Raw genomic sequence first — 17,893 nt, forward strand, 5'->3', positions numbered from 1 at the left:
AGGAAAAGCGCATGAAGGAACTAGCCCGTCGCTGGAAGGCCGCGCAGCCGCATGTACGGCGCGTGCGAACCATGGCGATCATCTTCTTCTTCGCGCTGGGGATCCTCGGGGTGCGGCTCATCGATTTGCAGTTTATTCGCGCCGATGCCCTGGCTGCCTCGGCAGATGCTTTCCGTACCCGTACCTACACCCTGCAGGCCAAACGGGGCGATATCGTTGACACCAACGGGGCAGTTTTGGCGACTTCTGTGGAACGCTACAACGTGGGCGTCAACCAGAATCTCATTGGTTCTTACCAGCACTACAAAACCGATGACAACGGGGACTATGTCCTAGACGCTAATGATCAGCTCATCGTGGAAGGTACCGGGGCGGCAGAAGCCGCGAAAGTGCTCGCACCTCTGCTCGGCGTGGATCGGGCGGAATTGGGAGGCACCCTCCTAGGGGGTGAGAAAAAATCTACCTTTGTGTATATCGCCCGTGATATTTCCCCTGAGAAATGGCGGAAAATCAACGCCTTAGGAATTCCGGGTATCGAACCCGAACAGTTTATGAAGCGCGAATACCCCAATGGTTCAGTGGCCGGGAACGTCCTCGGCTACGTGGGGGAAACCGCAGAAAACCCGCTCCCTACCGGGCAGGCCGGTATTGAGCGCACGTTCAACGATGCCCTTTCTGGCACGGATGGGCGCTTGACGGTGCAAACCGCCGGAGGCGGCGCCGTCGTACCGAACGGAAAAACCGAGCGCGTGGATCCGGTTAACGGCGCGAGCGTGAAACTCACCATCGACCGCGATCTGCAAAACGCCCTCATGGAATCCCTCGATGCTTCGGTGGATGCAAACGCTGCGGATTGGGGCGCCGCCGTTGTTATTGAAGTGGGGACGGGGCGGGTGCTCGCCCTAGCAGATTCCCATGCCCCCGATCCTTCCCGTCTCCAGGAAGCGAGTCCGGATTCTTGGGGCTCGCGTGCCGTACAGGCACCGGTCGAGCCGGGATCTTCAGGAAAGCTCCCCACCTTCACCGCGGCCATTGATACCGGAACCGTCACCCCCCTCACCCAATTCACGGTGCCGGATACCATCACCATGCCCAATGGCGAAAGCATCTCCGATAATGATCCGCATCCCACCCAGGGGATGACGGTGGCTGGGATTCTCGCGCAGTCCTATAACACCGGACTCGTTCAGATTGGTGACACGGTGGACGATAACGTGCGCTATGACTATATGCGCAGCTACGGGCTGGGAAGCCCCACCGGGATCGAATTACCGGCCGAATCGGGCGGTATTTTGCGCCCGCCGGAGCAGTGGGGCCAGCGTGATCGCTACACCACCATGTTCGGGCAGGGATGGGCGGCTACCACCGTGCAACTGGCGCAAATAGGGGCCACCATCGCCAACGGGGGAGTATATATTCCGCTCCACGTGGTGGACTCCACTACCGATGCCAGCGGGCGCACCACCCCCACCGTTCCTGGGGAAAGCCACCGTGTTATGAGCGAGGAATCCTCGCGCACCATGATGAATATGATGCAGGCGGTTACCAATAACCAGTCCACCGGGTGGCGCGGCAAAGTTCCCGGCTACAACGTGGCCGGTAAAACCGGCACCGCTCAGGTTCCGGACGCTAACGGAAACCTCACCCGCCGTGTGGGTACCTTTATTGCGGCCATCCCTGCCGAAGACCCGCAGATCGCGGTAGCGATAGCGGTCTACGGCGGGGCTGGGGCCGGATACGGTGGTGACACCGCGGTGCCTGTTTTCGCGAACTTCGCACCTTTCGCGATGCGACACCTGGGCGTGCCGCCCAGCACCGTTCCGCTTTTCAAATATCCGTGGTTTTCATCCGAGGTAGGCAACTAGTGAGTGACGAATTCCCCCTTCCGCAGGTGCGCCCGGTGGCGCTCAATGAGATTCCGGGTGTGGAAGCGTGCGCCCCCGCGGGGAAAGCGCACGCTGACGATACGGATCTGAGCGGTCGTAGCGGCACCACCGTCACTTCCGTGACTGCCGATTCGCGCGCGGTGCGCGATGGTGCACTCTTCGCCGCGCTGCCCGGCGCCCATGCTCATGGGGCGCGCTTTGCCGGACAGGCGGTGCGACGGGGCGCCCGCGCCATCCTCACCGATACCGCCGGGGCAGCGCTTCTCGCGCAGGCCGGCCTGGATCTTCCATTAATGGTTTTGGAGGACCCGGCCGCCCACCTGGGCGCCATTGCGGCACGCGTCTACGGGGAACCGGCCGAGCGCTTGCGCAGTTTCGCGGTGACTGGCACCAATGGTAAAACGACGACGACGTACCTCCTGGACGGCCTACTTACCGCGCTGGGCCGCACCACCGGGCTGGTAGGAACCGTGGAAACAAAAATTGCGGACCTGTGCGCCCCGGCGCATCTGACCACGCCCATGCCCGCGGATCTGCAAGCATTGCTCGCCCTCCTGGTGGAACGGGGCGGGACGGATGTATCCATGGAAGTTTCCTCCCACGCGCTGGCCCAGCACCGTACCAGCCCCGTGGTCTTCAGTGTGGCAGGATTTACCAATCTCACTCGGGACCATCTCGACTACCACCACACCATGGAAAACTACTATCAAGCCAAACGTAGCCTTTTTACGCCGGCCTGTTCGCGTAAGGCAGTTATCACCGTTGACGATGATTGGGGCCGGCGCCTGGTTGGGGAAACCGAGGTGCCCACCGTGGCCCTCGCGGTGTTCTCCGAGCTGGATGGCCGGAGCGGATACCAGGTGCGCGATATCGAGCGCGGCCCCGTTACATCCTTCACCCTGGCCCATAGCGAGGGCTGGGAGATGACGGTGCGCACCGGCCTGCCCGGAGATTTTAATATTGCCAATACCGCGCTCGCGGTTGCTATGGTGCTGGAAAGCGGAGCGGACCGAGGTGCCATTGGCGCGGTGGTGAGTGCCGGGCTCACCCCACAAGTCCCCGGCCGCATGGAAGTAGTGGGCAGCGCACCGCGCGTCGTCGTCGATTTTGCGCATAATACCGCGGCGCTGCGTCTGGCCATGAACGCGCTGCGCCCGACTACCTCCGGTGAGCTCATCGTTGTAACCGGAAGCGCCGGGGAACGCGACGTGGACAAACGCCCCGAGATGGGGCGGGCGGTAGCCGAACTGGCCGACGTCGTCTACATTACGGACGATGATCCGCACGAAGAAGATCCCGCACCGATTCGCGCCGCACTCCTGGACGGGGCCCGCAGCGCGCACAGCCCCGCCCGCATCGTGGAGATCGCTGATCGCGCCACCGCCATGCGCACCGCCATCCGTGATGCGGCAGCGGAGGATACCGTGCTGCTCGCCGGGCGTGGGCACGAAACTTATCAACCGGTGGCCGGGGGGCGTAACATTCCGCTGGACGACCGCGAGGTAGCGCGGGCGGCGCTCGCTGAGCGCGCTAGCCGCGGTGTACTCAACAAAAACACGCAAGAAGAGAAAGACACGCAATGATTTCCATGTCCTCCGCGGAGGTTATCGCCGCCGTCGGCGGGGCCGCGCTCGCACCTTTGTGCGATACCGAGGTCACCGCGGCGGTTATCGATACCCGCGCCATCACGCCCGGTGCGCTATTTGCCGCCGTGAAAGGCGCGCGCGTGGACGCGAATACCCTGAGCGGCCAGGCGCGCGCGGCAGGGGCCAGCCTCATTCTCACCGAAGATGGCCAGGCCGCCCGCGCCGGCGGCGCTGAAGCTGAGCGCATTATCGTGGTTGATGATATTCCCGCGGCGCTCGGACGCCTGGCTCGGCATAATCTTGAACTGGCCCGCCGCCTCAACCCCGACTTGCGGGTTATCGCGGTAACCGGGAGCGTTGGGAAAACCACCACCAAGGATCTTCTCGCCGCGATATGCCGGGAACGTGGGAACGTGGTTGCCCCACCGGGATCACTCAATAACGAAATCGGCTTACCGCTCACGGTGCTCCGTGTGGACGCGAGCACCGCCACCCTGGTGGCGGAAATGGGCGCCGACCATATCGGCAACCTCGCCTACCTCACCTCTATCGCACCCCCGGATATCGCCGTGGTGCTGGTGGTGGCCCGCGCGCACCTGGGCGAATTTGGCGGCATCGAGAACGTGGCGCGCGCCAAAGCAGAACTTGTGGAAGGCCTGCGCGAGGACGGCATCGCCATCCTCAACGCCGATGATCCGCGGGTTGCCGCCATGGCCGGGCGAGTTGCGAGCGGTCGGGTACGCACCTTTGGGCGCGTGAACCCGGCGGACGTGACGGCAACCGATATCACCCTCGGAAGCGACGGCCGGGCGAGTTTCACGCTCCGTATGAACGACGGCGCAGCCAGCTTCGCACCCTCCGCCATCTCCGCCCCGACCGTGCAGTCGGCGCCATCCGCCTCCGCTACACCGTCCGCTCCAACGGTCAGCCTCGGGCTCGTGGGGGAACACCAAGTCATGAACGCACTCGCGGCGGCAGCTGCCGCGTCCGCTGCCGGGGTGAGTTTGCCCGCCATCGTGGCGGGACTGTCGAGTGGGCCGGCCAGCGCTCACCGTATGGATGTGTTCCGCCGCGGCTCGACCCTTATTATCGACGACTCCTACAATGCCAACCCGGATTCTATGCGCGCCGGCATCGCCGCGCTCGGACAGCTCGGGAATGGGCGCAAAGCCGCGATTCTGGGCGATATGCTTGAACTCGGCGCGACATCTCGGGAAGAACACCTCGCCCTCCTCCCGGCCCTGGAAACGGCCGGTGTGAGCCTTCTTATCGCGGTGGGTCCTCATATGGCAGCCCTCGCGGCGGCGGCCCGTGATGCCGGTATCACCGCCCGCTCCGTCGGCGCGTGGGAAGAAGCGGAAGCAGCGCTCTCCGATATGCTCAATGAGGATGGGGCACTCCTCATCAAAGGTTCGCACGGTTCGGGTGTGTGGCACATCGCCACCCACCTCAAGGGGGAATAGTGCTCGCGCTTATTATCGCTTTTGCGGTCTCGCTTCTCGTCACCCTATTCGGGACCCCGCTTCTCATCCGTTTTCTCGTGCGCAAACAATTTGGCCAATTTATCCGCCAGGATGGCCCCACCTCGCACCTGGTCAAACGCGGCACACCAACCATGGGCGGTCTTGCCATTGTGGCGGCGGTTGTTATCGGTTACCTGGTGGGCAATATCGGGGCCGGGCGCAGTCCGGGTATGTCCGGGATCCTCCTCCTCGGACTCATGATCGGTATGGCGGGCGTAGGCTTTGCCGATGATTTCACTAAGATTTCTCGCAAACAAAGCCTGGGCCTCACCCCCTGGGCAAAAATCGCTGGCCTGGGGATTGTTGGCGTCGCCTTCGCGGTGCTCTCCCTCATGTTCTCGGATGAAAATAACCGAACTCCGGCATCAATGCGTATTTCCCACGTGCGCGATACCGGCCTGAGTCTCGCCTTTGCCGGCACTGCCGTTGGCATTATCCTCTTCATTATCTGGGCGAATTTCCTCATCACCGCCTGGTCCAATGCCGTGAACCTCACCGACGGCCTCGACGGCCTATCCACCGGTGCCTCCATCATCGCTTTCGGGGTTTACACTCTTATTACGATGTGGCAAAGCAACCACCCTTGCTACGGTCTCGTTGATGCCGCACCCGGGTGCTATCCCATCCGCGACCCGCGCGATCTCAATATCATCGCGGTGGCCCTTGTCGGGGCACTTATCGGATTCCTCTGGTGGAATACCTCGCCGGCCCAGATCTTCATGGGGGATACCGGCTCCCTCGCCCTGGGTGGGGTCTTCGCGGGAATGTCTATCTACACCCACACCGAATTCCTCGCCGTACTCATCGGCGGGCTCTATCTCCTGGAAGTCATCTCCGACGTTATCCAGGTGGGTGTTTTCAAAATGACCCGAAAACGGGTATTCCGTATGGCACCGATCCACCACCATTTCGAACTCAAAGGGTGGAACGAAGTCACGGTTGTGGTGCGCTTCTGGGTAATCCAAGCCCTGTGCGGTTTTATCGCCCTGGGTATTTTTTACGCTGAGTGGTTGATGCAAAGATGAGTGAGTGGCAACATCCGGGTGCGGCGGAGCTGGCAGGGCGCCGTATCGCCGTCGTCGGTTTAGGGAAATCAGGGCGGGCCTGCGCGCGGGCGCTGACCGAGCTCACCGAGGCGCGTGTGAGCGTGTGGGACGCAGATATCACCAAACTTGGGGCGGTCACCGCACTCCCGGTGGACACCGGAGGGAGCGACCCAACCCCGGCCGAACTGGCGCGCAAAGTGCTGGCCTGGCGGCCCGACGTCATCATCCCCGCTCCCGCCATTCCCGAAATCGGCCCGCTTTTTTCCGCAGCCGCTGACAACGGTATTGAGCTGTGGTCCGAAATCGAACTTGCTTGGCGCCTGCGCGCGCACGACGGCACCGGGAACGCCGCCCCGTGGCTTGCCGTGACCGGCACCAATGGGAAGACCACCACGGTGACGATGGCGGCTCATATTTTGCGGGCTGCGCACCTGGGTGGCGAACCCATCGGGAACGTCGGTAATCCCGCCGTTACTGCCGTGAGCGCCACCGGCCCGGATGCTCCGCAGGCCTTTGCTTTGGAGCTATCTTCCTTCCAGCTGCGCACCACCCACACCATGGAACCGGCTGCCAGCATCTGCCTCAATATTGCCGACGACCACCTCGAGTGGCACGGTAGCCGTGCCGCCTACGCCGCCGCAAAAGCCCGCATTTACGAGCATGTGCGCACCGCTGCGGTGTACCCGGTGGGCGATAGCGCTGTCCAAACTATGGTCGATAACGCGGATGTGTGCGAAGGTGCTCGGGCCATCGGCATCGCTACCGGCATTCCTGCCGTCGGCCAGATCGGCATCGTGGACGGCCTTATCGTGGACCGTGCGTACGGGAAGCAACGGTGGAGTAGCGCCGTGGAGATTGCTTCTTTGAACGACGTCGCCCAGCTGGCTCCTGCCGCCGCGGCGCTTCCGCGCCACCTTATCTGGGACTCCCTGGCCGCCGTGGCTCTCACCCGTGCCATCGATATTCCCGCGGAGGTGGTACGCGCCGGCCTTCAGCATATGCGGCCGGGCCACCACCGGATCGAAACGGTGAGCGAACGGGCCGGGGTGCGCTACGTGGATGATTCCAAGGCCACCAATGCCCATGCCGCACTCGCTTCCGTGTCCGCACTGGCTGAGGGTAGCTGTGTATGGATCGTGGGCGGGCAACCCAAAGGTGCCCGCTTTGAATCCCTCGTGGCGCAGGTGCGGGACAGGCTGCGCGCCGTCGTCGTTATTGGCATCAACCAAGAACCCTGGTACGCGGCTTTGGACGGAGCAAATCTTCCGGTCACCTATATTGACCCGGCTGCCTCCGAACCGATGGCACGTGCGGTGCTGGCCGCTTCGCGCTACGCCCAAGCGGGGGACACCGTCATGCTTGCCCCCGCCAGTGCCTCCATGGATCAATTCACGTCTTACGCGGATCGCGGTGATCGTTTCGCCGCGGCCGTGCGAGCCCTACCGGCACCGCCAGCGGGCGGCGCCTCGTCGGAGAGCGGCTCCTTGGCAGGGGACGGTACCCCAGCGGAGGGAACGGCGCGAGACAACGGTGCACAGGATAGCTCCACGGGGACACGGCATGCGTGATCGGATCGAGAACCCGCAGGCCCCGAGTATCCCGGAGGAACGCGTGCGCAATGTCATGCACCGTTCCATGCTCCTTCTCGTGGTAGCCACTGCGATCCTCACTCTCCTCGGGCTCCTCATGGTGTTTTCTGCCATTACCCCCGGGGCGGTGCGAGCCGAATACGAAGACGGCCCCAACCTGTTCCGCTCGGCTTACTTGCAGATGGCTTACGCTGCTATTGGCACCATCTTGGCGGTGATCTGCGCCCGTATTCCCCTCGCTGTTTTCCAGCGCCTATGGGGCCTGGCCCTCGGCTTCGGGATACTTTTGCAGCTCCTCGTGCTCACCCCGCTGGGTGCCTCCGTTGCCGGCAATCGCAACTGGATTGCCTTCGGCCCTATCCGGCTCCAACCCTCGGAATTTCTCAAACTCGCCATGGTGGTGGCCCTGGCCGCGGTGCTCGGGCGCATGGTGCAAGGCGCCCACTTCCAGCTTTCCGACTGGAGCATCCCGATTGGCATTACCGGCGCGGCCATCGGCGCGGTGCTCGTGGGTGGCGATATGGGAACCGCCCTCATCTTCCTCCTCATTGGAGTGGGAATGTTCTGGATGGCGGGTTTCCCGGGGCGCTATTTCCTTATCAGTGGAGCCTTGGGTTTCTTCCTCGTCGTCGTTCTTATTTTTTCAAGCCGCTCGCGCATCACCCGCATCCAGGACTTCTTCGAGAACCTCTTCACCCTTCCCACCGGGCAAACACCCTCCCAGGCCGATTACGCGCTCTGGGCTTTCGGTTCCGGGGGGCCGGGCGGCTCCGGCCTGGGTACCGGAATTGAAAAATGGCCCGGGAACCTCGCCGAAGCACATACCGATTTCATCTTCGCCGTGGTGGGAGAAGAACTTGGGTTCTTCGGATGCGCCGTCGTCATCGTTCTTCTCGGCACAATCGGCTATGCTCTCCTCACCATCTGCATGTACCACCCGCACCGTTTCGGGCGTTTCGTTGCCGGGGGTGCCGCACTGTGGCTATGCGGACAGGCCGTAGCAAATATGTTCGTCGTCACCGGCCTGCTGCCCGTTTTTGGGGTGCCGCTACCTTTCATGAGCCAGGGCGGCTCCTCCGTCATCTCCTGCCTCATGGCGGTGGGAGTCTGCGTGGCGGCAGCCCTGGCGGTTCCGGGCGTGAAAGAATCATTCCGGCGCTCCAGCTCGCTCGCGGGCAGGGTGCGCGCAGTTATCAGGAGGACCTCGTGACACTAGTGCTCGCCGGCGGGGGAACCGCCGGGCACGTCAATCCGCTACTGGCCACCGCTCATGAACTCGCCGGACGCGGGCACAGTATCCTCGTGGTCGGCACCGCGACCGGCATGGAAAAAGACCTTGTTCCCGCCAGCGGTTTCGATTTTGCTACCGTGGAACGCGCACCGTTCCCGCGCCGTCCCGATAAAGATGCGTTACGTTTCCCCGTGGCTTTCCCGCGGGCGATACGCCAAGCACGCCGTATTCTCACCGGTGTCGATGCCGAGCTGGCGGTCGGCTTCGGTGGTTTCGCCTCCACCCCCGTCTACGCCGCTGCGCGCCGCGCCGGCATCCCGGTGGTGGTGCACGAACAAAACGCACTGCCGGGCCTCGCCAATAAACTTGGGGCACGGGGCGCGGCCGCCGTCGCCCTCACCTTCCCCTCCACGCCGCTGCGCGCCGCGCGCGGCATCACCCGCACCGTCGGGCTGCCGCTACGCCCCGCCATCGCTGCCCTTGCCGGTGCAGATAGAGCGGAGGCGCGCACCGCCGCCGCGGCGCGCCTCGGATTAGACCCGCTGGTACCTACCCTGGTGGTCACCGGGGGTTCCCTGGGCGCTGCTCACCTCAATGACGTGATGACCGCCGCCGCCTCCCGCTGCGCCGCGGCTGGCGTGCAGGTACTTCACCTCACCGGGCGAGGCAAAGCCGCCGAGGCCCAGCGCACCGCCGCTACCATCCCCAGCTACCACGTGCTCGAATATCTGGAAGAAATGGAACTTGCCTACGCGGTGGCCGATACCGTGGTGTGCCGCGCCGGAGCCGGCACCGTGGCGGAAGTATCCGCCTTAGGGCTCCCCGCCGTTTTCGTTCCGCTCCCCATTGGGAACGGTGAACAGGCGCGCAACGCCGCGGACGTTGTGGCTGCCGGTGGAGCGCTGCTCATCCCCAATGCCCAGTTCACCGCAGACTCGGTGGGCACCGTATTGGACATCGTCACCGACGCATCCACCCGCACCCGCATGGCCCAGGCCTCGCGCGCTATCTGTCCGGCTGACGGCGCGGCCCGGCTCGCTGATCTTATTGAGGAGGTTCTCAGGTGACACATATCCATCTCATCGGCATCGGCGGGGCAGGCATGAGCGTGATCGCCGATCTGCTGCATGCCGAAGGCTGGACCGTGACCGGCTCCGACGCCCGCGCCTCGGCTACCACGGAGCGCCTGGCGGATTCCGGCATCACCCTGTGGATCGGAACGGAACCGGAGCGCCTCAGCGCCGACACCCTCGTGGCGGTCTCCTCCGCCATCCGGGAAGATAACCCGGAACTTGCGCGGGCCCGCCAGCTTGGTGCCCGCGTCATCCACCGTTCCCAAGCCCTCGCCCTCGCGAGCGGGAACCGCGATTTTGTAGCCGTGGCCGGCGCACACGGAAAAACCACCACGTCGGCAATGCTGGCGGTGGCACTGGATGAAGCGGGCCAGGCACCGTCCTGGGCTATCGGCGGGAGCGTACGCGGGCACGGCTCCGGAGGGCATCTGGGCACCGGGAAGGTCCTCGTTGCCGAAGCCGATGAATCCGATGCTTCCTTCCTCAACTACCGGCCCCGTATCGCCTTGGTCACTAACGTCGAACCCGATCATCTCGACCATTACGGTAGCCGGGAAGCTTTTGAAGAGGCCTTCGCGGAATTCGCGCGCTGCATCGTCCCCGGCGGGCTCCTCATTGTTTGCGGCGACGACGCCGGTGCAGCCCGCCTGGGTGCTCAAGCGGTAAACGAAGGTATTCGGGTGGTTAGTTACGGGCGGGGCGCACCGCTCCCTGGCGCGGAAGCCCACGTGGCTCTCGAGAACAGGGCGTTACGGTGCGGGGAAAGCCGCGCGCCGCTCTCCCTCCAGGTCCCCGGATCCCATAACGAACTCAACGCGGCCGGAGCGGCAGCCGCAGGTCTAGAACTGGGCGTGAGCCTGGCCGATATGGCCCGCGGTCTGGAGACTTTTACGGGGACGGGGCGGCGTTTCGAGCTGCGCGGTGAGGTCGGGGGAGTCCGTCTCTTCGATGATTACGCTCACCATCCCACCGAAGTGGAGGCTACCTTGCGCGCCGCCCGCACCGAGGCCGGGGAGGGGAGCGTGCGCGTCCTTTTCCAGCCGCACCTGTATTCGCGCACCCGCAATTTTGCGGACCGTTTCGCCACCGCCCTCAAGCTGGCCGATACCGCCATTGTCACCGCCGTATACGGAGCCCGCGAAACGCCGTTCGATGGTATCGAGGGCGATATGATTACTTCCCGCATGGGAAGCGCTGGGCATTTTATTGCCGATAAACACGAGGCTGCCCGGGCGCTCGCGAAAAGCGCGAAGCCTGGGGATCTGCTCCTCACCATGGGGGCCGGCGACGTGACGGCACTGGGACCCGAAATACTGGCGGCGCTGGGGGAGGGGACGGTGCGGTGAAAGAACCATCCCGGCGTCGCTCCGCGCGCGATATTAATCCGCACGCGGAGATCACCTACGTTCCCACCGCTACCACCGCTCCGGTGATATACGACGACGGTGATGCCCCGCTAGCCGACCTTGCGAGTACCACCACGGTTTCTCTGGATGAGCGCCTCGAAGAGAAAGCCTCCGAGAAACGCCGGGTGCGCTGGCGGCGCGTCGGGGTGGCCGGTGCGGGACTTGCCGCGTTCGCCGCCCTGGCCTGGGTAATTTTCTTCAGCCCGCTGCTGGCCTTGCGTGCCAGTGATATTACCGTCTCGGGTATCCCCGCGAACACTGCGGTGACGGCGGAAGACATCACCGCAGCCCTCGCTGAACGGTCAGGAACCCCGCTCCCACGCCTGGATACCGAAGCTCTTGCCACCGACCTAAGCGAGCAATTCCCAGCCGTCAAGGAAGCGCAGCTACGCCGCAGCTACTTCCACGGACTGGAGGTTACCCTCACCGTACGTGAGCCGGTAGCCTGCCTGGTGGACAGAGGATCATGCTCCGCCATGGATCGGGACGGCGTGAGTTTCCCGGTTCTCCCCGAGGTGGAAGCAAAACTCCCGCGAGTAAGCCTCACACCTGGGCCGGCCACCCGCTCCGAGGATGGGAACGACGGTCCGGGTATTCGCATCGCCCTCGATGTACTCTCCAGCCTGAAGGAGGATGTGCGCGCTCAGGTAGCCGGGGTATCGGTGAGCGATAGCGGGCGGGTAGGACTCGATCTCAACTCCGGGCAGAAGGTGATCTGGGGCGATGCCCAACGCTCGGACCTCAAGGCGGCAGCACTGGCCACCGTTATCACCGTCCCCGGCCAGGTGTACGACGTGTCAGAGCCTACGGCCGTCGTCGTTCATTAATCCTGAACCGGTTATCGCACCGATGCAGACCACCGCCGCACCGCTCTACGTAATTTCCGCACCGTTCTGCGCGATTACCGGACCGTTCGACCGGATTTCCACACCGTAGCGCAGATCACTTCGCAACACACCAGCGCGGGGAATTGCACCGTTGTCATTCACCTACTATCTTTTCCGCGAAGTCAGGAACGAAAAACCTCAAGTTTTACTTGAGGTTCGGGAGGAAAGCTCATGGCCGTAGTCAATAACGCCGCCAATATCAAAGTCATCGGGGTCGGCGGGGGCGGCGTCAACGCTGTTGACCGCATGATTCAAGACGGACTTGCCGGTGTGGAATTTATTGCCGTTAATACCGACGGACAGTCCCTGGTGAAATCCGAAGCGGAAACCAAACTTGATATTGGGCGCGAGGTGTCCAAGGGCCTGGGTGCGGGTGCGGATCCCTCGGTGGGTAAGCGTGCCGCGGAAGAAAATGTGGAAGTTATCCAAAGCGCCCTCGAAGGTGCGGATATGGTGTTCGTCACCGCGGGTGAAGGCGGGGGAACCGGCACCGGTGCCGCCCCCGTTGTTGCCAAGGTGGCTCGGGATCTGGGAGCGCTGACCGTCGGCGTCGTTACCCGTCCCTTTGAATTTGAAGGTGCCCAGCGCGCTAATAATGCCTCCATGGGTATCGCGGAACTGCGCCAAGCCGTGGATACTCTCATCGTTATCCCCAATGATCGCCTGCTGGAGATCGCCGAAGAAGACCTCACCATTATTGAGGCCTACCACCTCGCCGATGAGGTGCTACGCTCGGGCGTCAAGGGAATTTCGGATCTCATTACCATTCCGGGCCTGGTCAACCTCGACTTCGCGGACGTCAAGGCCATTATGAAGGATGCGGGTACCGCGCTCATGGGTATCGGCTCGGCCTCCGGGGAAGATCGGGCGGTGCGCGCTACTGAAAGCGCCATCTCCTCCCCGCTGCTGGAAGCCTCCATTGACGGGGCGCACGGTGTGCTTATTTCCTTCCTGGCCGGCGCGGACTTCGGTATGAAGGAGCTCGCCTCCGCTTCCAAGATGGTCAAGGAAGCGGTGGATCCGAACGCGAATATTATCGTTGGTCAGATTATTGACGAATCCCTCGGTGATGAGGTGCGCGTGACCGTTATCGCCGCGGGCTTTGATGAGGCACGTGATCACCTGCTGCAGATGGACGGCGTACCCGCCGGTCACGATACCGTCGAGCCGATCGAAGATCTGGCCCCGGCGGAACCCGAACCGGAAGTTGAAGCGGTGGCCAGCCCGGCCCACCCGGTGGCCAGCCCGGCCTATCCGGCGGCCCAGCCCGAAGCGCAGGCAGCACCGCAGCGCCCGGGAACCCACCGTGCTATCCCCCCGCGGGTGGAAGAACCTCAGCGTTCCGATCTGGATATCCCCTCCTTCCTTTTCGAGGAAAACTAAAAGGAGTACAAGGGGACTCAAGGGACTTCAGGGAAACACAGCGTATAGGAAACCTCAGGCAGCAATGACTCGTAACGCTCTGGTGGAGTGGGTAGCGGATATCTCCGTGCCCGGTGGCCGCATCCGGGCGGGATTCACATCCCGTGCCGGTGGGGTATCCCGTGCTCCTTTTGCGGGCCTCAATGTGGCCCACCACGTCGGGGATGACCCCGCCGCCGTGGAGCGTAACCGGGCTCTCCTGGCAGAGCAAATCGGGCAGCGCCCCGTCTATATGGACCAGGTGCACGGGGACCACCTTGAAGATGCTGGCGTTCTGACTTCCGCCGGTACCTTCGTGGCCCCCGGCACCGACGGCCTCCTCATTGACATCCCGCTTAGCTCGGGCGCCGCACAGGTACCGATGGGTGCTGCAGCGGTGGTCATGGTGGCCGATTGCCTCCCATTGCTCCTGGTGGCACGTGATCGCCCCGCCGGAGCTGCGGTGCACGTGGGTCGACGCGGGCTGGAGGCTGGTATCGGGCCGGCCGCCGCGCGCTCTCTCGGGCCGGAGCGCCTTATCGCCTACCTGGGCCCGTCCATTTGCGGACGCTGCTACGAGGTACCTGAGGAACTCCGGGCCAGCGTTGCCGCACGCGTTCCGGAAGCTGCCGGGCGCACCGCCTGGGGCACACCTTCCCTTGATATTGCGGCCGGGCTCACTGCCCAGCTGCGCGCCGTCGGTGTGTCTGAGATCCATGTCAGTCCTCGGTGCACCCGCGAAGATCCAGATTTTTATTCTTACCGACGTGCATCGCGCACCGGCCGCTTCGCCGGCGTGCTCGCGGTGGACTGCAACGCCCCAGCGGCGCGCCGTGCTGACAAGGCCGGGCGCGTCGCCTAACGTAAAACGAGAACAGCGAGAAGGGTTGGCTGCTATGGGAATGTTCCAGCGTTTTGTCTCCAAGGCAACGCTTAACGACGACGAGTACCTGGATTACCAGGACGACGCCGATTACTACGAAGATGATTACGAGGCCGAAGCGGAAAGCCCCGTCAGCGAAATTCACGCTGTGGAACAGCCCGTGGATATCGCCCGCATCATCACCGCTAAGCCGCGTTCCTTCACCGAGGTGCGGGGCTTCGCCGAACAATTCCGCGACGGCCTGCCCGTCATTATCAACCTGGCGGAAGCCGACGACGTTGCACGCAATCGCATTGTCGATTTCGCCACCGGAATCTGCTTCGGGCTACACGGGGATCTCAATAAGATTTCCGCGGACGTCCTGCTCATGACCCCGCGTACCGTTCGCATGGAAAACCAGCGCCCGGAGTCGCGCGATTCGTTCTAATGGCAGTACTTGGAATCATTCTTTCCACCCTCATCAGCATCTATCTTTTGGTGCTGCTCGCGCGGGTGATTATTGATCTGGTGACTATTGCGGCGCGTGATTGGCGCCCCAGTGGCGCCCTTCTCGTTATCGTTAATATCGTCTACGCACTCACGGATCCGATTCTCAATCTGGTGCGCAAAATCATCCCGCCCTTGCGGCTGGGAGGCATTGCGATTGACATCGGTTTCATCGTTGTTTTTATCGTGCTTCAAATCCTCAATGGGATAATTTTACGTATCTTTGTCTCGTAGTTCGCCCAGATGAGGTAGGCTTTATCCGAGAGCCGTGTGCTCATAACACAGCTACGTGCTCTTAACACAGTTTCGTTACACTACTTGAGGTGAGAAATGGCAATGCTCACGGCACAGGATGTCATGGATGTCCGCTTTAAGCGCCCGGAAACCGCGGAGACCGGTTACGACGAGGTACAGGTCGACGAATTCCTTGACGCGATCTACGAAACCATCGTCGATTTGTCGAAGCAGCTCCAGGAAGCGGAGAATCGCGCCACCGTCGCCGAAGCGCGCGTGACCGAACTCCAGAACGGTTCGGGTGAAGAACCCGCAGCGCCGGACCAGGCCACAACCACCGCGTCCTTCGCTCAGCCCACCGGCACCGTTGGGGAACAGGCCGCCGCCGTGCTTCAGATGGCACAGCAGACCTACGAAGAACTCGTGGCCCGCGGTGAAACCGAGAAGGCTCAGAAGATCCAGGATGCGGAAACCCGCAGTGCCAAGATCATCGAGGATGCCGAAGCCCAGTCCAACCGTACCCTTGCCCAGCTGGAGCAGGAACGTGGCCTGGTGGAGCGCAAGATCTCCGAGCTGCGTGACTTCGAGCGCGATTACCGCACGCGCCTGCACAGCTACCTGGAGACGCTGCTCGCCAACGTCGATTCTGGCGCGCAGGAACCCGAAGCTCGTAACTAGTGCGTATGGTGAGGCGAAGCACCTCGTGGTTCCTCATCCTCGTGGGGGTGCTGGCCGTGGTGGCCATCGACCAACTCACGAAGCAGTGGGCCATCGCTAACCTCAGCCAAACGGAGCGCATCGCCATTGTGGGGGATGCCCTCGGGCTGCACCTGGTCTTTAACCCGGGTGCAGCATTCTCACTGGGGGCAAATTCCACCCGCGTTATTACCGTCATCGCGCTTGTTGTGGTGCTTGCGGTCTTCCCAGCTCTCGCGGCGCGGGTACGCCACCGGTGGATCGGTGTCGGTCTTGCCCTCATGTGGGGTGGCGCGGCCGGCAACCTCATCGACCGCATTTTCTTCGAACCGGGCGGTTTCGCCGGGCACGTGGTCGATTTCATCGCCTACTTCGACTGGTTCGTGGGAAACGTGGCCGATATTGCGCTGGTGGCCGGGGCTGTGATCATGATCGTCGTCGCGTTCTTGATGAACGACGGCGCAGCTGCGGGATCCGCGGACTCAGGCGCGACTCCGGATACCGCTGCGCTTCCGCTCTCCCAGTTGGCAGATACGGTGCATCCATCAGATTCTGTGCCCGCGCCGGGCGGCTCCGAGCGAGGCGACTAGCATGTGGCGGACCTATCCGGTCACGGAAGAATTCACCGACGTACGTATTGATGCCGCTATCGCGCGCCTGACCGGCTTGTCCCGAGCCGAAGTGCAGCGCCTGATCGATGCTGGAGATGTGCTCTTGGACGGCAACCCAGTGCCGAAATCAGTGCGGCTACGCGCGCAGAGCATCCTGGAAATCGATATTCCTACCCCGCGCACCGTTGCCCCGCGCGGGGGAGATATCCCCATCCCCATCCTCTACGAAGATGCCGATCTGGTGGTGGTGGATAAACCGGCCGGCCTGGCAGCCCACCCTTCGCTCAACTTCACCGGCCCGGACGTGCTGGGCGCCCTCATGAACGCCGGGGTGCAGCTCTCCGCCTACGGCCCGGCCGAACGCAAGGGGATTGTGCATCGCCTAGATGTGGGAACCTCCGGGTGCATGGTGGTGGCTAAATCGGAACGTGCCTACGTGCTGCTCAAGGACGAGTTCCGCAATCGTGTTCCTGAAAAGATCTATCATGCCCTCGTTCAGGGGCATCCCGACCCGCTTTCCGGCACCGTGGACGCACCCATCGGGCGCGATCCGCGCCACCAGTGGAAAATGGGAGTGCGCTCAGACGGGCGCCACTCCATTACGCACTACGACACCCTGGAAGCGATGGCCGGAGGCAGCCTCCTCCAGGTTCACCTGGAAACGGGGCGTACCCACCAGATTCGGGTGCATATGTCCGCCCTCGGCCACCCCTGCGTAGGCGATGCTACCTACGGGGCCGATCCGGGGCTGAGTGAAACGCTCGGCCTGACCCGCCAGTGGCTGCACGCCACTCACCTCGGCTTCGAACATCCGGACGGCACCTGGCGCGAATTCGAGGCACCCTACCCGGAAGACCTCGCCACCGCTCTCGAGCGCATGCGCGCGGGAGTTTTTTCATGACGACGGCGCAGCTGCGCTGGCTCGAGGGAGACCTGGAACGGGCCCGCGCTATCCGCATCGAGGTCTTCTGCGGGGAGCAGGGCGTGCTGCTGGAAGAAGAACTTGACGACATAGACGAACGTGCCCACCACGTCGTCGTCGAGAATAATGCGGGTGAAGCATTAGGTGCGGCACGGGTTTACGCAACCACGGAGGGCGTCGTACACCTGGGGCGGGTCTGCGTGCGCCCTTCCGCCCGCGGCCTGGGCATAGGGCGCTTCCTGTGCGAGGCCGCGGCCCAGGTGGCACTGCGCGAATTTGGACACGCCGGGCAGGTGCGAATTGTCCTCGATGCCCAAGAGGACAAAATCGGCTTCTACCGGGCCCTCGGCTACGAACTCACCGCCCGCGCACCCTTCCTGGACGCGCGCATCTGGCACCGGGAAATGGCGCGGATAGTGAGCGCTGGATAGAC

At 63.2% G+C, this 17,893-nt stretch carries 17 protein-coding genes; all 17 read left to right on the top strand.

The genetic code is table 11. From position 1 onward, the window contains the following. Positions 1 to 11: 11 nt before the first annotated feature. The 17 genes from ACRQEG_RS01655 to ACRQEG_RS01735 all read left to right on the top strand — a co-directional run bounded on the left by ACRQEG_RS01655 (position 12) and on the right by ACRQEG_RS01735 (position 17,891). On the top strand, positions 12 to 1,865 hold the full coding sequence (locus tag ACRQEG_RS01655) for a peptidoglycan D,D-transpeptidase FtsI family protein (RefSeq protein WP_320757852.1): 1,854 nt from the start codon (positions 12 to 14) through the stop codon (positions 1,863 to 1,865). Beyond that, positions 1,865 to 3,469: a UDP-N-acetylmuramoyl-L-alanyl-D-glutamate--2,6-diaminopimelate ligase gene (locus ACRQEG_RS01660; protein ID WP_320757851.1), complete on the top strand. Its 1,605-nt coding sequence runs from the start codon at positions 1,865 to 1,867 to the stop codon at positions 3,467 to 3,469. Before ACRQEG_RS01655 ends, ACRQEG_RS01660 begins: the two co-directional genes overlap by 1 nt. After that, positions 3,466 to 4,935: a UDP-N-acetylmuramoyl-tripeptide--D-alanyl-D-alanine ligase gene (locus tag ACRQEG_RS01665; RefSeq protein WP_320757850.1), complete on the top strand. Its 1,470-nt coding sequence runs from the start codon at positions 3,466 to 3,468 to the stop codon at positions 4,933 to 4,935. Before ACRQEG_RS01660 ends, ACRQEG_RS01665 begins: the two co-directional genes overlap by 4 nt. Beyond that, complete coding sequence (gene mraY / locus ACRQEG_RS01670) at positions 4,935 to 6,020, top strand: phospho-N-acetylmuramoyl-pentapeptide-transferase (protein WP_320757849.1); 1,086 nt, start codon at positions 4,935 to 4,937, stop codon at positions 6,018 to 6,020. Before ACRQEG_RS01665 ends, mraY begins: the two co-directional genes overlap by 1 nt. Then, positions 6,017 to 7,609, top strand: coding sequence for a UDP-N-acetylmuramoyl-L-alanine--D-glutamate ligase (murD, locus tag ACRQEG_RS01675; protein ID WP_435730735.1), 1,593 nt, complete (start codon positions 6,017 to 6,019; stop codon positions 7,607 to 7,609). The genes mraY and murD overlap by 4 nt, the downstream gene beginning before the upstream one ends. Next, the gene (locus tag ACRQEG_RS01680) at positions 7,602 to 8,840 is read left to right on the top strand and encodes an FtsW/RodA/SpoVE family cell cycle protein (RefSeq protein WP_320757847.1); all 1,239 of its coding nucleotides are present in this window, start codon (positions 7,602 to 7,604) and stop codon (positions 8,838 to 8,840) included. Before murD ends, ACRQEG_RS01680 begins: the two co-directional genes overlap by 8 nt. Continuing rightward, positions 8,837 to 9,928 (top strand): undecaprenyldiphospho-muramoylpentapeptide beta-N-acetylglucosaminyltransferase, encoded by a 1,092-nt coding sequence (murG, locus tag ACRQEG_RS01685; RefSeq protein ID WP_435730734.1) that lies wholly within the window; start codon positions 8,837 to 8,839, stop codon positions 9,926 to 9,928. The genes ACRQEG_RS01680 and murG overlap by 4 nt, the downstream gene beginning before the upstream one ends. Next, positions 9,925 to 11,280: a UDP-N-acetylmuramate--L-alanine ligase gene (gene murC / locus ACRQEG_RS01690; protein ID WP_320757845.1), complete on the top strand. Its 1,356-nt coding sequence runs from the start codon at positions 9,925 to 9,927 to the stop codon at positions 11,278 to 11,280. Before murG ends, murC begins: the two co-directional genes overlap by 4 nt. Continuing rightward, on the top strand, positions 11,277 to 12,167 hold the full coding sequence (locus ACRQEG_RS01695; RefSeq protein WP_320757844.1) for a cell division protein FtsQ/DivIB: 891 nt from the start codon (positions 11,277 to 11,279) through the stop codon (positions 12,165 to 12,167). Before murC ends, ACRQEG_RS01695 begins: the two co-directional genes overlap by 4 nt. 231 nt (positions 12,168 to 12,398) lie before the next feature. After that, positions 12,399 to 13,610: a cell division protein FtsZ gene (gene ftsZ, locus ACRQEG_RS01700; RefSeq protein ID WP_320757843.1), complete on the top strand. Its 1,212-nt coding sequence runs from the start codon at positions 12,399 to 12,401 to the stop codon at positions 13,608 to 13,610. Between the two features lie 64 nt (positions 13,611 to 13,674). Next, a complete protein-coding gene (locus ACRQEG_RS01705; RefSeq protein ID WP_320757842.1) occupies positions 13,675 to 14,490 on the top strand; it encodes a purine nucleoside phosphorylase YfiH/LACC1 family protein in 816 nt (271 codons plus the stop codon). Between the two features lie 40 nt (positions 14,491 to 14,530). Further along, positions 14,531 to 14,938, top strand: coding sequence for a cell division protein SepF (locus tag ACRQEG_RS01710; protein ID WP_284889610.1), 408 nt, complete (start codon positions 14,531 to 14,533; stop codon positions 14,936 to 14,938). Further along, complete coding sequence (locus ACRQEG_RS01715; RefSeq protein ID WP_016442553.1) at positions 14,938 to 15,231, top strand: YggT family protein; 294 nt, start codon at positions 14,938 to 14,940, stop codon at positions 15,229 to 15,231. The genes ACRQEG_RS01710 and ACRQEG_RS01715 overlap by 1 nt, the downstream gene beginning before the upstream one ends. Positions 15,232 to 15,327: 96 nt before the next feature. After that, positions 15,328 to 15,909 (top strand): DivIVA domain-containing protein, encoded by a 582-nt coding sequence (locus ACRQEG_RS01720; protein WP_016442554.1) that lies wholly within the window; start codon positions 15,328 to 15,330, stop codon positions 15,907 to 15,909. Positions 15,910 to 15,914: 5 nt separating this feature from the next. Beyond that, complete coding sequence (locus tag ACRQEG_RS01725) at positions 15,915 to 16,517, top strand: signal peptidase II (RefSeq protein WP_320757841.1); 603 nt, start codon at positions 15,915 to 15,917, stop codon at positions 16,515 to 16,517. Between the two features lies 1 nt (position 16,518). Continuing rightward, complete coding sequence (locus tag ACRQEG_RS01730) at positions 16,519 to 17,439, top strand: RluA family pseudouridine synthase (protein WP_320757840.1); 921 nt, start codon at positions 16,519 to 16,521, stop codon at positions 17,437 to 17,439. Continuing rightward, complete coding sequence (locus ACRQEG_RS01735) at positions 17,436 to 17,891, top strand: GNAT family N-acetyltransferase (RefSeq protein ID WP_435733755.1); 456 nt, start codon at positions 17,436 to 17,438, stop codon at positions 17,889 to 17,891. The genes ACRQEG_RS01730 and ACRQEG_RS01735 overlap by 4 nt, the downstream gene beginning before the upstream one ends. Positions 17,892 to 17,893: the final 2 nt, after the last annotated feature.

It is taken from the genome of Actinotignum stranguriae (genome assembly GCF_051265215.1).
GTDB classification, from domain to species: domain Bacteria; phylum Actinomycetota; class Actinomycetes; order Actinomycetales; family Actinomycetaceae; genus Actinotignum; species Actinotignum schaalii_C.

Coding starts and splice junctions, on each gene's coding strand:
- ACRQEG_RS01665 (WP_320757850.1), top strand. CDS start 3,466: ATGATTTCCATGTCCTCCGCGGAGGTTATCGCCGCCGTCGGCGGGGCC.
- murD (WP_435730735.1), top strand. CDS start 6,017: ATGAGTGAGTGGCAACATCCGGGTGCGGCGGAGCTGGCAGGGCGCCGT.
- ACRQEG_RS01680 (WP_320757847.1), top strand. CDS start 7,602: ATGCGTGATCGGATCGAGAACCCGCAGGCCCCGAGTATCCCGGAGGAA.
- ACRQEG_RS01720 (WP_016442554.1), top strand. CDS start 15,328: ATGGCAATGCTCACGGCACAGGATGTCATGGATGTCCGCTTTAAGCGC.
- ftsZ (WP_320757843.1), top strand. CDS start 12,399: ATGGCCGTAGTCAATAACGCCGCCAATATCAAAGTCATCGGGGTCGGC.
- ACRQEG_RS01655 (WP_320757852.1), top strand. CDS start 12: ATGAAGGAACTAGCCCGTCGCTGGAAGGCCGCGCAGCCGCATGTACGG.
- ACRQEG_RS01710 (WP_284889610.1), top strand. CDS start 14,531: ATGTTCCAGCGTTTTGTCTCCAAGGCAACGCTTAACGACGACGAGTAC.
- ACRQEG_RS01730 (WP_320757840.1), top strand. CDS start 16,519: ATGTGGCGGACCTATCCGGTCACGGAAGAATTCACCGACGTACGTATT.
- ACRQEG_RS01715 (WP_016442553.1), top strand. CDS start 14,938: ATGGCAGTACTTGGAATCATTCTTTCCACCCTCATCAGCATCTATCTT.
- ACRQEG_RS01725 (WP_320757841.1), top strand. CDS start 15,915: ATGGTGAGGCGAAGCACCTCGTGGTTCCTCATCCTCGTGGGGGTGCTG.
- ACRQEG_RS01705 (WP_320757842.1), top strand. CDS start 13,675: ATGACTCGTAACGCTCTGGTGGAGTGGGTAGCGGATATCTCCGTGCCC.
- ACRQEG_RS01735 (WP_435733755.1), top strand. CDS start 17,436: ATGACGACGGCGCAGCTGCGCTGGCTCGAGGGAGACCTGGAACGGGCC.